This is a genomic window from Burkholderia sp. Ac-20384, assembly GCF_017104605.1.
Taxonomy (GTDB): domain Bacteria; phylum Pseudomonadota; class Gammaproteobacteria; order Burkholderiales; family Burkholderiaceae; genus Burkholderia; species Burkholderia lata.
In genome coordinates this window covers 1-12965 of sequence record NZ_JAAGPE010000104.1, presented here as the reverse complement: position 1 = coordinate 12965, position 12965 = coordinate 1, and the positions used below count along the sequence as shown (strand labels likewise).

The 12965-nt window shown below is 65.4% G+C and carries 14 protein-coding genes and 1 pseudogene; 10 read left to right on the top strand and 5 right to left on the bottom strand.

Annotated elements, in window-relative coordinates; genetic code table 11:
* The first annotated feature begins 42 nt into the window (after positions 1–42).
* Genes fabZ through G3O00_RS20350 form a run of 5 tightly spaced genes read left to right on the top strand, consistent with a single transcriptional unit; the run spans position 43 to position 3950 of the window.
* The gene (gene fabZ / locus G3O00_RS20370) at positions 43–510 is read left to right on the top strand and encodes a 3-hydroxyacyl-ACP dehydratase FabZ (protein WP_011352450.1); all 468 of its coding nucleotides are present in this window, start codon (positions 43–45) and stop codon (positions 508–510) included.
* Between the two features lie 58 nt (positions 511–568).
* Positions 569–1357: an acyl-ACP--UDP-N-acetylglucosamine O-acyltransferase gene (gene lpxA, locus G3O00_RS20365; protein WP_011352449.1), complete on the top strand. Its 789-nt coding sequence runs from the start codon at positions 569–571 to the stop codon at positions 1355–1357.
* Positions 1358–1360: 3 nt separating this feature from the next.
* Entirely contained in the window at positions 1361–2530 is a 1170-nt protein-coding gene (lpxB, locus tag G3O00_RS20360; RefSeq protein ID WP_011352448.1) for a lipid-A-disaccharide synthase, read from the top strand.
* Positions 2527–3171: a ribonuclease HII gene (rnhB, locus tag G3O00_RS20355; RefSeq protein ID WP_206144116.1), complete on the top strand. Its 645-nt coding sequence runs from the start codon at positions 2527–2529 to the stop codon at positions 3169–3171. Before lpxB ends, rnhB begins: the two co-directional genes overlap by 4 nt.
* Positions 3168–3950 (top strand): RNA methyltransferase, encoded by a 783-nt coding sequence (locus G3O00_RS20350; protein WP_206144115.1) that lies wholly within the window; start codon positions 3168–3170, stop codon positions 3948–3950. Before rnhB ends, G3O00_RS20350 begins: the two co-directional genes overlap by 4 nt.
* 96 nt (positions 3951–4046) lie before the next feature.
* Here G3O00_RS20350 and G3O00_RS20345 read toward each other — a convergent pair whose 3' ends face one another.
* Positions 4047–4862 (bottom strand): pyruvate, water dikinase regulatory protein, encoded by an 816-nt coding sequence (locus tag G3O00_RS20345; RefSeq protein ID WP_011352445.1) that lies wholly within the window; start codon positions 4860–4862, stop codon positions 4047–4049.
* Positions 4863–5238: 376 nt separating this feature from the next.
* Between G3O00_RS20345 and ppsA the strand changes: the two genes are divergently transcribed.
* The 3 genes from ppsA to G3O00_RS20330 all read left to right on the top strand — a co-directional run bounded on the left by ppsA (position 5239) and on the right by G3O00_RS20330 (position 9296).
* The gene (gene ppsA, locus G3O00_RS20340; RefSeq protein ID WP_011352444.1) at positions 5239–7641 is read left to right on the top strand and encodes a phosphoenolpyruvate synthase; all 2403 of its coding nucleotides are present in this window, start codon (positions 5239–5241) and stop codon (positions 7639–7641) included.
* 251 nt (positions 7642–7892) lie between these two features.
* Entirely contained in the window at positions 7893–8327 is a 435-nt protein-coding gene (locus tag G3O00_RS20335; protein ID WP_206144114.1) for an NfeD family protein, read from the top strand.
* A 33-nt stretch (positions 8328–8360) separates the two neighbouring features.
* Complete coding sequence (locus G3O00_RS20330) at positions 8361–9296, top strand: SPFH domain-containing protein (protein WP_206144113.1); 936 nt, start codon at positions 8361–8363, stop codon at positions 9294–9296.
* Between the two features lie 249 nt (positions 9297–9545).
* Here the strand turns inward: G3O00_RS20330 and smpB are convergent, their stop codons facing one another.
* Positions 9546–9992: an SsrA-binding protein SmpB gene (gene smpB / locus G3O00_RS20325; protein ID WP_011352441.1), complete on the bottom strand. Its 447-nt coding sequence runs from the start codon at positions 9990–9992 to the stop codon at positions 9546–9548.
* Positions 9993–10090: 98 nt separating this feature from the next.
* Here smpB and G3O00_RS20320 point away from each other — a divergent pair, with 98 nt between their 5' ends.
* Together G3O00_RS20320 and G3O00_RS20315 are read left to right on the top strand one after the other, a co-directional pair.
* Positions 10091–10528 (top strand): type II toxin-antitoxin system RatA family toxin, encoded by a 438-nt coding sequence (locus G3O00_RS20320; protein ID WP_011352440.1) that lies wholly within the window; start codon positions 10091–10093, stop codon positions 10526–10528.
* A 4-nt stretch (positions 10529–10532) separates the two neighbouring features.
* Positions 10533–10856, top strand: a complete 324-nt coding sequence (locus G3O00_RS20315; protein ID WP_039342764.1) for an RnfH family protein — start codon at positions 10533–10535, stop codon at positions 10854–10856.
* Positions 10857–10909: 53 nt separating this feature from the next.
* Here G3O00_RS20315 and G3O00_RS20310 read toward each other — a convergent pair whose 3' ends face one another.
* From G3O00_RS20310 to G3O00_RS20300, 3 genes and pseudogenes are all read right to left on the bottom strand, one after another.
* Positions 10910–11893: a DMT family transporter gene (locus tag G3O00_RS20310; protein ID WP_206144112.1), complete on the bottom strand. Its 984-nt coding sequence runs from the start codon at positions 11891–11893 to the stop codon at positions 10910–10912.
* A gap of 136 nt (positions 11894–12029) precedes the next feature.
* Complete coding sequence (locus G3O00_RS20305) at positions 12030–12716, bottom strand: glutamine cyclotransferase (RefSeq protein ID WP_206144111.1); 687 nt, start codon at positions 12714–12716, stop codon at positions 12030–12032.
* 31 nt (positions 12717–12747) lie between these two features.
* Positions 12748–12965 (bottom strand): annotated as a pseudogene (locus tag G3O00_RS20300) (helix-turn-helix domain-containing protein); the annotation flags it as partial.

The following is a 12965-nucleotide window of genomic DNA, read 5'->3' as shown; positions in this document are numbered from 1 at the left end:
TTTGCATCACCACCGCGCAGCCTCTGCGTGAGACGAACCATCATGAGCACTGAAAAAATCAATCTCGACATCCACAAGATCCTCACGCTGCTGCCGCATCGCTACCCGATTCTGCTCGTCGATCGCGTGCTCGAACTCGAACCGCACAAGGGAATCAAAGCGCTGAAGAACGTGTCGATCAACGAGCCGTACTTCCAGGGGCATTTCCCGAAGCGGCCGGTGATGCCGGGCGTGCTGATTCTCGAAGCGCTTGCGCAGGCTGCGGCGCTGCTGACCTTCTCGGAAGAGCAGCCGAAGGATCCGGAGAACACGCTGTACTACTTCGTCGGGATCGACGGCGCGCGCTTCAAGCGTCCGGTCGAGCCGGGCGACCAACTGATTCTGAACGTGACGTTCGAACGCTACATCCGCGGCATCTGGAAGTTCAAGGCGGTGGCGGAAGTGGACGGCAAGGTGGCGGCGGAAGCCGAGCTGATGTGCACGGTCAAGACGACCGACGTGGCGCCCTGAGCGACGCGGCACGGACAGGCAACGCAACGCGACACATCACATCGAGAGGCAACGGCGCATGACCAGGATTCATCCCACCGCGATTGTCGAACCGGGCGCGCAGATCGACGAATCGGTCGAGATCGGTCCGTACGCGATCGTCGGTCCGCATGTCACGATCGGCGCGCGGACGACGATCGGCTCGCACAGCGTGATCGAAGGCCATACGACGCTCGGCGAGGACAACCGCATCGGCCATTACGCGTCGGTCGGTGGTCGTCCGCAGGACATGAAGTACAAGGACGAGCCGACGAAGCTCGTGATCGGCAACCGCAACACGATCCGCGAATTCACGACGATCCACACGGGTACCGTGCAGGACGTCGGCGTGACGACGCTCGGTGACGACAACTGGATCATGGCCTATGTGCACATCGGTCATGACTGCACCGTCGGCAACCACGTGATCCTGTCGAGCAACGCACAGATGGCCGGCCACGTCGAGATCGGCGACTGGGCGATCGTCGGCGGGATGTCGGGCGTCCACCAGTTCGTGCGTATCGGTGCGCACTCGATGCTGGGCGGCGCGTCCGCGCTCGTGCAGGACATTCCGCCGTTCGTGATCGCGGCTGGCAACAAGGCCGAGCCGCACGGGATCAACGTCGAAGGATTGCGCCGGCGCGGTTTCTCGCCCGACGCGATCTCCGCGCTGCGCAGCGCGTACCGTCTGCTGTACAAGAACGGCCTGTCGTTCGAGGAAGCGAAAGTGCAGTTGCGCGAGCTGGCCGCCGCGGGCGGCGAGGGCGACGCAGCCGTGAAGACGCTCGTCGAGTTCATCGACGCGTCGCAACGCGGCATCATCCGCTAAGCGATGCCGCTTCCGACCTCTCAGCTCCGGCTCGCGATGGTGGCCGGCGAACCGTCGGGCGACCTGCTCGGCGCGTCGCTGCTCGGCGGGCTGCGCGAGCGGCTGCCCGAATCGGCCCAGTACTACGGGATCGGCGGGCAGCGGATGATCGCGCAGGGCTTCGACTCGCACTGGCAGATGGACAAGCTGACCGTGCGCGGCTATGTCGAGGCGCTGGGCCAGATTCCCGAGATCCTGCGGATTCGCGGCGAGCTGAAGCGCCAGTTGCTCGCCGAGCGGCCGGACGCGTTCATCGGCGTCGACGCGCCCGACTTCAACTTCAACGTCGAACAAGCCGCGCGCGACGCGGGCATCCCGTCGATCCACTTCGTGTGCCCGTCGATCTGGGCATGGCGCGGCGGCCGGATCAAGAAGATCGCGAAGTCCGTCGACCACATGCTGTGCCTGTTCCCGTTCGAACCGGCGATTCTCGACAAGGCAGGCGTTGCCTCGACCTACGTCGGCCATCCGCTCGCCGACGAGATTCCGCTCGAACCCGACACGCACGGTGCGCGCATCGCGCTCGGACTGCCGGCCGACGGCCCGGTGATCGCGGTGCTGCCGGGCAGCCGGCGCTCGGAAATCGCGCTGATCGGCCCGACGTTCTTCGCGGCGATGGCGCTGATGCAGCAGCGCGAGCCCGGCGTGCGGTTCGTGATGCCGGCGGCGACGCCTGCGCTGCGCGCGCTGCTGCAGCCGCTCGTCGACGCGCATCCGAAGCTCGCGCTGACGATCACCGACGGCCGCTCGCAGGTCGCGATGACGGCTGCCGATGCGATCCTCGTGAAGAGCGGCACGGTCACGCTGGAAGCCGCGCTGCTGAAGAAGCCGATGGTGATCTCGTACAAGGTGCCCTGGCTGACCGGGCAGATCATGCGCCGGCAGGGTTACCTGCCGTACGTCGGCTTGCCGAATATCCTGGCGGGGCGTTTCGTCGTGCCCGAGCTGCTGCAGCATTTCGCGACGCCCGAGGCGCTCGCCGATGCGACGCTCACGCAGCTGCGCGACGACGCGAACCGCCGTACGCTGACCGAAATATTTACCGAAATGCATCTTTCGCTGCGGCAGAACACGGCCGCGAAGGCGGCCGAAGCCGTCGTGCGCGTGCTCGAACAACGCAAGGGGCGCGCATGACCGCAGTACGTGCACCACGCCGTCGCGCGTCGAGCGACGAGCAGGGCGGGTTCGATTTCAGCCGTCCCGACGAGATCGTCTGCGGCGTCGACGAAGCGGGCCGCGGACCGCTCGCGGGGCCGGTGGTGGCCGCCGCGGTGATCCTCGATCCGGCGCAGCCGATCGACGGGCTCGACGATTCGAAGGCGCTGTCCGCGAAGAAGCGCGATGCGCTGTACGAGCTGATCGTCGCGCGCTCGCTGTCGTATTGCGTCGCATCGGCGAGCGTCGACGAGATCGACACGCTGAACATCCTGCACGCAACGATGCTCGCGATGAAGCGGGCGGTCGAAGGGCTGTCGGTCCTGCCGACGCTCGCGCAGATCGACGGCAACCGCTGCCCGACGCTGACGGTACGCGCCGAGGCGATCGTCAGCGGCGACGCGCTCGTGCCGAGCATCTCGGCCGCGTCGATCCTCGCGAAGGTCACGCGTGACCGCATGCTCGTCGACCTGCACGAACGCTTCCCCGTGTACGGCTTCAACGTGCATGCGGGCTACGGCACCGTGAAACACCTTGCCGCACTGCGCGAGCATGGCCCGTGCGAAGCCCATCGGCGCTCGTTCGCGCCGGTTCGTGCGGCACTCGACCTGATTCGATGAAAAGCATTACTTCCCGCGACAACCCGCTGTACAAGCGCCTGAAGGCGCTCGCGGGTTCGACGTCCCATCAGCGCCGCGGCGGTCAGGCGCTGCTCGAAGGATTCCATCTCGCAAGCGCGTACCTCGACACGGGTGCGACACCCGAGCTGTGCGTCACGACCGAAGGCGCACTCGGCCACGGGGAGGCCCAGGCGATCGTCGCGCGCATCGATGCGCAACGGATCGTCACGCTGCCCGACGCGCTGTTCGGGCAGTTGTCGAACGTCGTCAACGGCGTCGGCTTCCTGCTGCTCGTCGACCGGCCGGCGGAGCCGCTGCCTGCGCGCGTGACGCAGTCGTCGGTCGTGCTCGACGGCGTGCAGGACGCCGGCAACGTCGGCTCGATCCTGCGCAGCGCGGCGGCCGCAGGCGTGCGTCACGTGTTCTGTGCGCCGGGTACCGCGTACGCATGGTCGTCGAAGGTGCTGCGCTCGGGCATGGGGGCGCATTTCCTGCTGTCGATCCACGAGGACGTCGAAGCCGGCGCGCTCGCCGAGCGCCTCGATGTGCCGGTCGCGCTGACCGACTCGCACGGCGCGCAGGCGGTCTATGACTGCGACCTGTCGGGGCCGGTTGCCTGGGTGTTCGGCAACGAGGGGGCCGGCGTGTCGGCGTTCTGGCGCGACGCGGCCACGCATCGCGTGACGATCCCGCAGCCGGGCGGGATGGAGTCGCTGAACGTCGCGGCCGCGGCTGCGGTCTGCCTGTTCGAGCAGGTGCGTCAGCAGCGGCGTGCGTGACGCCGCACGCGTGCTTGCTCCGCACCATGAAAAAGGCCGCGTTCGACGCGGCCTTTTTGTTTCCGGCGGCGACCCCGCGGCCGCCAGCACCCAGTCTTAGTACGACTGCCGGTCGAGGCGGATTTCCTGCAGGATCGTCGTCGCGATTTCCTCGATCGACTTGTGCGTCGACGACAGCCACTTGATCCCCTCGCGGCGCATCATCGCTTCCGCTTCGTTGATCTCGTAGCGACAGTTCTCGGGCGCCGCGTACTTGCTGCCCGGCCGGCGCTCGTTACGGATCTCGGACAGGCGCTGCGGGTCGATCGACAGCCCGAACAGCTTCTCGCTGTACGCGGCGAGCGCCGACGGCAGCTTGCCGCGCTCGAAATCTTCCGGAATCAGCGGATAGTTGGCTGCCTTCACGCCGTACTGCATGGCGAGATAGAGGCTCGTCGGCGTCTTGCCGCTGCGCGACACGCCGACGAGGATCACGTCGGCTTCCGACAGGTTGCGGTTCGACTGGCCGTCGTCGTGCGCGAGCGAGAAGTTGATCGCCTCGATCCGGGTCTTGTATTCCTCGGTATCCGCATTCTGGTGGCCGCGGCCCATCGCGTGGCTCGATTTGAGCTCGAGCTCCTGCTCGAGTGGTTCGACGAAACGCTGGAACATGTCGAGCACGAGTGCGTTCGAGCGCTTGACGATGTCGTTCGACTCGCTGTCGACGAGCGTCGTGAACACGATCGCGCGGCGGCCGTCGTGCACGGCGGCCTCGTTGATCTTCTCGACGGTCGCATAGGCCTTGTCGAGCGAGTCGACGAACGGCACGCGCACGAGACGGAATTTCTGGTCGAACTGGGAGAGGATCGAGTGCGCGAAGGTTTCGGCAGTGATCCCGGTGCCGTCGGAGACGATGAATACGGTAGGCAGCATGAATCTGGGCGTCGAACGTGAAGGGCGGTTGCGCGGGCGGCTGGAGGTCCGCCTCCAGACGCAGTGACAAGGTCGCGCCACATCCGGCAGCCGGCACGGTAGAATAGCGGCAACCTGTTGGATAAGCAATTGCGGGGGCAGGGCGCGATCGGCGCCCCAGGCTTCGCCGCTCGATTCCAAAATTCCCGGCAAGTTTGGCGATTTGTCTGCAAATATCGCCCTTCTGCCGGGATTTTTGCAAATCGGGTCGGAAGATTATCCGCCGCTGCGATTGTTTCTCCAACAGGTTGCGCAAGACGCGCCGCGCCTTTTTGCAAGCGCCCGCGTCCAAGCCCACTTGCGCAATCGAGCATTTTTTTCACACTTAGGGGCTTGTATGACTAACGCAGCAAACGTCGCAAAGGACCAGGCGTATGTAATTCCGTTCGAGCAGTTGCGGATGACCGATGTGGAGATTGTCGGCGGCAAGAATGCGTCGCTTGGCGAAATGATCAGCCAGCTTTCCGAAGCAGGCGTTCGCGTACCCACCGGTTTCGCCACGACCGCGCTCGCGTTCCGCGATTTCCTCACGCACAACGACCTTACCGACCGCATCGCCAAGCGTCTCGAGTCGCTCGACATCGACGACGTGAAGGCGCTCGCCGAAGCCGGGGCCGAAATCCGCAAGTGGATCGTCGACGCGCCGATGCAGGCACGTCTCGAGCAGGAAATCCGTGAGCAGTTCGAAATCCTGAAGAACAGCTCGCCGGGCGAGCTGTCGTTTGCCGTGCGTTCGTCCGCGACCGCGGAAGACCTGCCCGACGCATCGTTCGCCGGCCAGCAGGAGTCGTACCTGAACGTCGTCGGCATCGAAGACGTGCTCGACCGCATGAAGCACGTGTTCGCGTCGCTGTACAACGACCGTGCGATCTCGTATCGCGTGCACAAGGGCTTCACGCACGCGGAAGTCGCCCTGTCGGCCGGCGTGCAGCGCATGGTCCGCTCGGACGTCGGCGCCGCCGGCGTGATGTTCACGATCGACACCGAATCGGGCTTCAAGGACGCCGTGTTCATCACGTCGAGCTACGGCCTGGGCGAAACCGTCGTGCAGGGCGCAGTGAACCCGGACGAGTTCTATGTGTTCAAGACGACGCTCGCACAGGACAAGTACCCGATCATCCGCCGCTCGATCGGCTCCAAGCTGATCAAGATGGAATTCACGCAGCCGGGCGAGCCGGGCCGCGTGAAGACGGTCGACGTGCCGCACGAGCAGCGCAACCGCTACTCGATCACCGACGAAGACGTGATCGAGCTGGCGAAGTACGCGGTCATCATCGAGAAGCACTACCAGCGTCCGATGGACATCGAGTGGGGCAAGGACGGCCGCGACGGCAAGATCTTCATCCTGCAGGCACGCCCGGAAACCGTGAAGAGCCAGGCGACCGGCAAGGCCGAGCAACGCTTCAAGCTGAAGGGCCAGTCGCAGGTGCTCGCAACGGGTCGTGCGATCGGCCAGAAGATCGGTGCGGGCCCCGTGCGCGTGATCCAGGATCCGTCGGAAATGGAACGCGTGCAGCCGGGCGACGTGCTGGTGGCCGACATGACCGACCCGAACTGGGAGCCGGTGATGAAGCGTGCAGCCGCGATCGTCACGAACCGTGGTGGCCGCACCTGCCACGCGGCGATCATCGCGCGTGAACTCGGCGTGCCGGCAGTCGTCGGCTGCGGCGATGCGACCGACATCCTGAAGGACGGCGCGCTGGTTACCGTGTCGTGCGCGGAAGGCGACGAAGGCAAGATCTACGACGGCCTGCTCGAGACGGAAGTCACGGAAGTGCAGCGCGGCGAACTGCCGGAAATCCCGGTCAAGATCATGATGAACGTCGGCAACCCGCAGCTCGCGTTCGACTTCTCGCAACTGCCGAACGGCGGCGTGGGTCTCGCGCGTCTCGAGTTCATCATCAACAACAACATCGGCGTTCACCCGAAGGCGATTCTCGAGTACCCGAACATCGATCAGGACCTGAAGAAGGCCGTCGAGAGCGTCGCGCGCGGTCACGCATCGCCGCGTCAGTTCTACGTCGACAAGCTGACGGAAGGTGTCGCGACGATCGCGGCGGCGTTCTATCCGAAGCCTGTCATCGTGCGTCTGTCCGACTTCAAGTCGAACGAGTACAAGAAGCTGATCGGCGGTTCGCGTTACGAGCCGGACGAGGAAAACCCGATGCTGGGCTTCCGCGGCGCGTCGCGTTACATCGCTGAAGACTTCGCGCAGGCGTTCGAGATGGAGTGCCGTGCACTGAAGCGCGTGCGCGACGAGATGGGCCTGACCAACGTCGAGATCATGGTGCCGTTCGTGCGTACCGTGAAGCAGGCGGAGCGTGTCGTCGGCCTGCTCGAGAAGTTCGGCCTGAAGCGCGGCGAAAACGGCCTGCGCCTCGTGATGATGTGCGAAGTCCCGACCAACGCGATTCTCGCCGAAGACTTCCTGCAGTTCTTCGACGGTTTCTCGATCGGCTCGAACGACCTCACGCAGCTCACGCTCGGCCTCGACCGCGATTCGGGTATGGAACTGCTGGCTGTCGACTTCGACGAACGCGACCCGGCGGTCAAGTTCCTGCTGAAGCGCGCGATCGATACCTGCCGCAAGATGGGCAAGTACGTCGGTATCTGCGGCCAGGGCCCGTCCGATCACCCGGACTTCGCGCAATGGCTGACGGACGAAGGCATCGTGTCGATCTCGCTGAACCCCGACACGATCATCGACACGTGGCAGGCGCTCGCCGCCAACCGGAAGTAACGGTCGGTATTGCCATCGACGAAGGAGCGGCGCTGCTGCTCCTTTAATGAAGGCAAATTGCAAGGTTCATGCTATAAACACCCCGGTAGACACCGGGGTGTTTTTGTTTGTCGGTACGAACCGGGCCGCCCCAAGCGTGCCGACCGCTCTCTCGGGAGCCGCGAACAAATCGATCCGGAACAGCGCTTCAGCGCGTATTCTGGTTCTATGCCACGCAAGTGAACGTGGGAGATGTTTTTCTGGAGACCACAATGATGTCGGGGCATCTGTTCTGGTGGGTCGCGGTGGGCGTGCTGGTCGTCGCCGAGTTGCTGACGGGTACGTTCTACCTGCTGATGATCGCGCTCGGCTTTCTCGCGGGCGGGCTGCTGCAGCTGGCCGGTTTCGCGCCGCATGTGCAGTTTGGCGTGGCGGCTGTGGTCGCGATCGTCGCGATGATCGTGTTGCGGCGTTCGGGGCTCGGCCGCAAGCAGAAGCGCGACACGTCGACGAATCCCGACGTCAATCTCGATATCGGCGCGACCGTCACGGTCGACGCATGGCGTGACGGCCGCGCGCGCGTGCAGTATCGCGGCGCCGATTGGGACGTCGAGCTCGAGAACGGCGAGCGCGACGATGCGCGCGTGTATCAGGTGAGTGCCGTGCGCGGCAATTGTCTCGTGGTCGTGGCGAAACCCGCGGGCTGATCGTCCGCCAATACAACAAGGAGGGAATACTTCATGGATTCGCTGATCATCTGGGTAGTTCTGCTCGTCATCGCGATCGTGATCGTGTCGAAGACGGTGAAGATCGTGCCGCAGCAGCATGCGTGGGTGCTCGAACGCTTCGGTCGCTATCACGCGACACTGTCGCCCGGCCTGAACATCGTGCTGCCGTTCGTCGATCGCATTGCGTACCGCCACATGCTGAAGGAAATTCCGCTCGACGTGCCGAGCCAGGTCTGTATCACGCGCGACAACACGCAGCTGCAGGTCGACGGCGTGCTGTACTTCCAGGTGACCGATCCGATGAAGGCGTCGTACGGGTCGAGCAACTTCGTGCTCGCGATCACGCAGCTCGCGCAAACGACGTTGCGCTCGGTGGTCGGCAAGCTCGAACTCGACCAGACGTTCGAGGAGCGCGATTTCATCAACCACAACATCGTGTCGGCGCTCGATCAGGCCGCGGCGAACTGGGGGGTGAAGGTTCTGCGCTACGAGATCAAGGACCTGACGCCGCCGAAGGAAATCCTGCACGCGATGCAGGCGCAGATCACCGCGGAGCGTGAAAAGCGTGCGCTGATCGCGGCCTCCGAAGGTCGCAAGCAGGAGCAGATCAACCTCGCGTCGGGCGCGCGCGAAGCGGCGATCCAGAAATCCGAAGGCGAGCGACAGGCCGCGATCAACCAGGCGCAGGGCGAGGCCGCTGCGATTCTGGCGGTGGCTGAAGCGAACGCGCAAGCGATCCAGAAGATCGCGAACGCGATGCAATCGCAGGGCGGGATGGACGCGGTGAACCTGAAGGTTGCCGAGCAGTATGTCAGCGCGTTCTCGAATCTCGCAAAGCAGGGCAACACGCTGATCGTGCCGTCGAACCTGTCGGATCTCGGCACCGCGATCTCGTCGGCACTGACGATCGTCAAGAGCGCCGGGGCGGCTTCGGGCGGGAAGGCCTGAGTCGGACCTGCGCGGTGCGCAGGCGGTCGCCGCATGCAATCGGCGTGCGGCGAATCGTCGCGCAGCCGGGACGCGGGAGATACCCGTGTGGCGCCGTCATCGGTACCTTTCTTCAGTCGAGACGGGCGGTGGGCGCGCAGCGTGCCGATCCGGCCGCTGCCGGGCAGCCGGCCTGCAAGATTCACATCGCCCAAAGCAACACGGCCCGCTTCGAGCGGGCCGTGTCGTTTGTGATGCGTGTCGCACAGGTCAGGTGCCGGCGCGCATGATGCGTGCCTTTTCGCGTTCCCAGTCGCGCTTCTTCTCGGTTTCGCGCTTGTCGTGCAGCTTCTTGCCCTTCGCGAGCGCGATGTCGCACTTCACGCGACCGCCCTTGTAGTGGAAGTTCAGCGGCACGAGCGTGTAGCCACGCTGCTCGACCTTGCCGATCAGTTTCTTGATTTCCTCGCGGTGCAGCAGCAGCTTGCGCGTGCGAACCGGGTCGGGCGTGATGTGGGTCGAAGCCTCGGGCAGCGGGCTGATATGGGTACCGATCAGGAAGATCTCGTCGTGCTTGATCACGACGTAACCTTCCCTGATCTGGCCGCGCCCGGCGCGCAGCGCCTTGACTTCCCAGCCCTCGAGCACGAGCCCCGCCTCGTAGCGTTCCTCGATGTGATAATCGAAGTGCGCTTTCCTGTTGTCGATGATGCTCATGAAAGGATCGGGCCAACTCGTTTAAAATCACGATTTTAGCAAAGCGGGGCGGGAATCGCCCGGCTTGCGTTCTCACCTTAAGCGATGCCGCGCGATTTATGGCAGATGTCCAGAAAACCGTATTGATCCGTCATTCGGCGGAACAGATGTTCGACCTCGTCACCGACGTGGCCGACTACCCCAATTTCCTGCCCTGGTGCGGCGGCGTCGAGGTTCGCCGTCAGGACGAGAGCGGGATGGAAGCGCGCATCGACATCAACTTCAAAGGCATCAAGCAGCATTTCGCGACGCGCAACACGCAGCAGCGCCCGACGCGGATCGACATGGAGTTCACGGACGGCCCGTTCAAGAAGTTCACGGGCGCGTGGCGCTTCACGGCACTGCGTGCCGATGCCTGCAAGATCGAATTCGCGCTGCACTACGAGTTCTCGAGCATCCTGCTCGAGAAGATCATCGGGCCCGTGTTCAGCCATATCGCGAACACGTTCGTCGATTCGTTCGTGAAGCGCGCCGACCAGCGCTACGGGAAGGGGTGACGCGATGCTGTCGATCGAAGTCTGCTACGCGCTGCCGGATCGCCAGACGCTGATTCCGCTGTCGCTGCCCGAAGGGGCGACCGTTCGTTCGGCGATCGATGCGAGCGGCGTACTCGCGCTGCACCCGGAAATCGATCTCGCGAACGCGAAGACGGGCGTGTACGGCAAACTTGCGCCGCTCGACGCGCCGCTCGCCGACCACGACCGCGTCGAGATCTACCGCCCGTTGATCGTCGATCCGAAGCTTGCGCGCCAGCGTCGCGTCGACAAGTCGCGCCGCGACGGCTCCATCGAGGGCCGCAAGTGGATGCACAAGGACGCGCGCTGACGCGGGCGATCCGCGCCTTTCTCCCCGATTCGTCTGATCAAACGCCGCGGCGCTCAGTGGGCCGCGGCGTTCGCGTTTGCCGGCGCGCTTCCCGGCGTATCGCCGCCGGCAGGCGTGTCGCCGTGCTGCCGCACCGATCCGTAGACGCCCGCGAGCAGCAGCACCAGTGCGGCGATCTCGAGCGTATGCGGCATCCGCTGGTCGTACACGAATGCGTAAAGCATCGCGAACACGGTTTCGAACACGATCAACTGGCCCGACAGCGTGAGCGGCAGCCGCTTCGACGCGGCATTCCACAGCCCGTTGCCGAGCCACGACGCGCCGATCGCGAGCACGAGGTTCAGCAGCCAGAACAGTTGCCAGCGCGACGCCGGGACCGCTGCCTGCACAGTGCCGGCCGGCAGCGCGAGAATCGCGATCCAGACGAGCCCGCCGATCAGGCCCGTCACGACACCCCACAGCACCGACCACTCGTTGCCGCCGAAATGATGATGGCGCTGCAGGTAGCGTGCGTTCGCGACCGCATACCAGGTCCAGCTCGCGAGCGCGCCCGCAGCGCAGGCGATGCCGGCGAGCTTCTGGCCGAGCGTCGTCGCATGCGCGGCTTCGGACGTGAACAGGTCGATGTTGATGCAGACGATGCCCGCGATCACCAGCGCGAGCGGGGCAGCGAGCCGCCGCAACGGCACGGCGCCGTGGTCGCCGAGGCCCGCGAGCGTGACCGTGACGGGCAGCACGCCGACGATCAGCGAACTGGGCGCGATGCCGATCAGGTGCACGGCGCCGGACAGCAGCATGTAGTACGCGACGTTGCCGACGACCGCGAGCCTGACCAGCGCGACGAGATCCTCGCGGGTCAGCCGCGCGAGCAGCGAGCGGGCGGCCGGCAGCGCGGCTGCCAACGACACGAGGCCGTACATCGCGTAGCGGCCGGCGCTCAGCAGCAGCGGCGAGAAGTCGGTCAGCAGCCGCGGAACGAGAAACACCATGCCCCACAGGGCACCTGCCAGAACACCATAGACCACACCGCGCTGCATCGACCGCTCCGAACACATGACTGACGAACGCGCATCTTAGCCATGCGGTCGCGGCGTCGTCTTGTTCATTCCTGCACTCGGCGCAGGGCGGGGCGCAGGCGTGCTGCGCCCGGGACCGATCACGGCAGGCGGCGGATCATTCGTCGGCCGAATCGGGCGCTGCTCCCGCGTTGTTGCCTGACGCCCGCGCCCGCGCGGGCCGACGCACGGTGCGCAGCGTGCCGCTGTTGCCGCCGCCGCAGTAGAAGCGGTCGTGGCCGTCGGATTCGAGCCCCGATACGCCGACACCGGCCGGCATGTCGATCTGCTCGAGCACCTGGCCCGTGCGCGGATCGATGTGCCGCAGGTCGGCCTGGTCGGCTTCCCAGGTGCCGTGCCACAGCTCGCCGTCGACCCACGTCACGCCGGTGACGAAGCGGTTCGATTCGATCGTGCGCAGCACGGCGCCCGATTGCGGATCCACCTGATGAATCTTGCGTTCGCGGTACTGGCCGACCCACAGCGCGCCTTCGGCCCAGGCCAGCCCAGAATCGCCGCCATTGCCGGGGGCGGGAATCGTCGCGAGCACGCGGCCCGATTCGGGATCGATCTTCTCGATGCGGTCCTCGACGATCTGGTACAGGTGGCGGCCGTCGAACGCCGTGCCCGCATGCGCGGCGACGTCGAGCGAGCGGACGGTCGTGCCGCGTTCCGGGTCGAGCGCATTCAGCTTGTCGCCGGACGCGTACCACACGTACTGCCCGTCGTACGTGACGCCGTGTACGCCGTCGACGCCCGGAAACGGGCCGTATTCGCGAAGGATGTCTGCACTGGAGCGTTTCATGTTCGTCACCTCGTCGTTCGGTGAGGTCATCCTAATCGCCCGGCAGCGGGGCAGGGAGTAACAAGGTCGTCGCGAAACCGGGCAGCGGCGGCGTCATCCAGCGGCGCGCGCGGCCGTGCCCGAGCGCCTGGACCTTGTCGGCTTCGGCGAGCGCGTCGAGTGCGCGCTGCACGGTGCGCTGGCTCGTGCCGAGGGCCAGTGCCAGCGCGGAGCTCGACCATGCCTCGCCATCGGCGAGGAGCGCGAGCA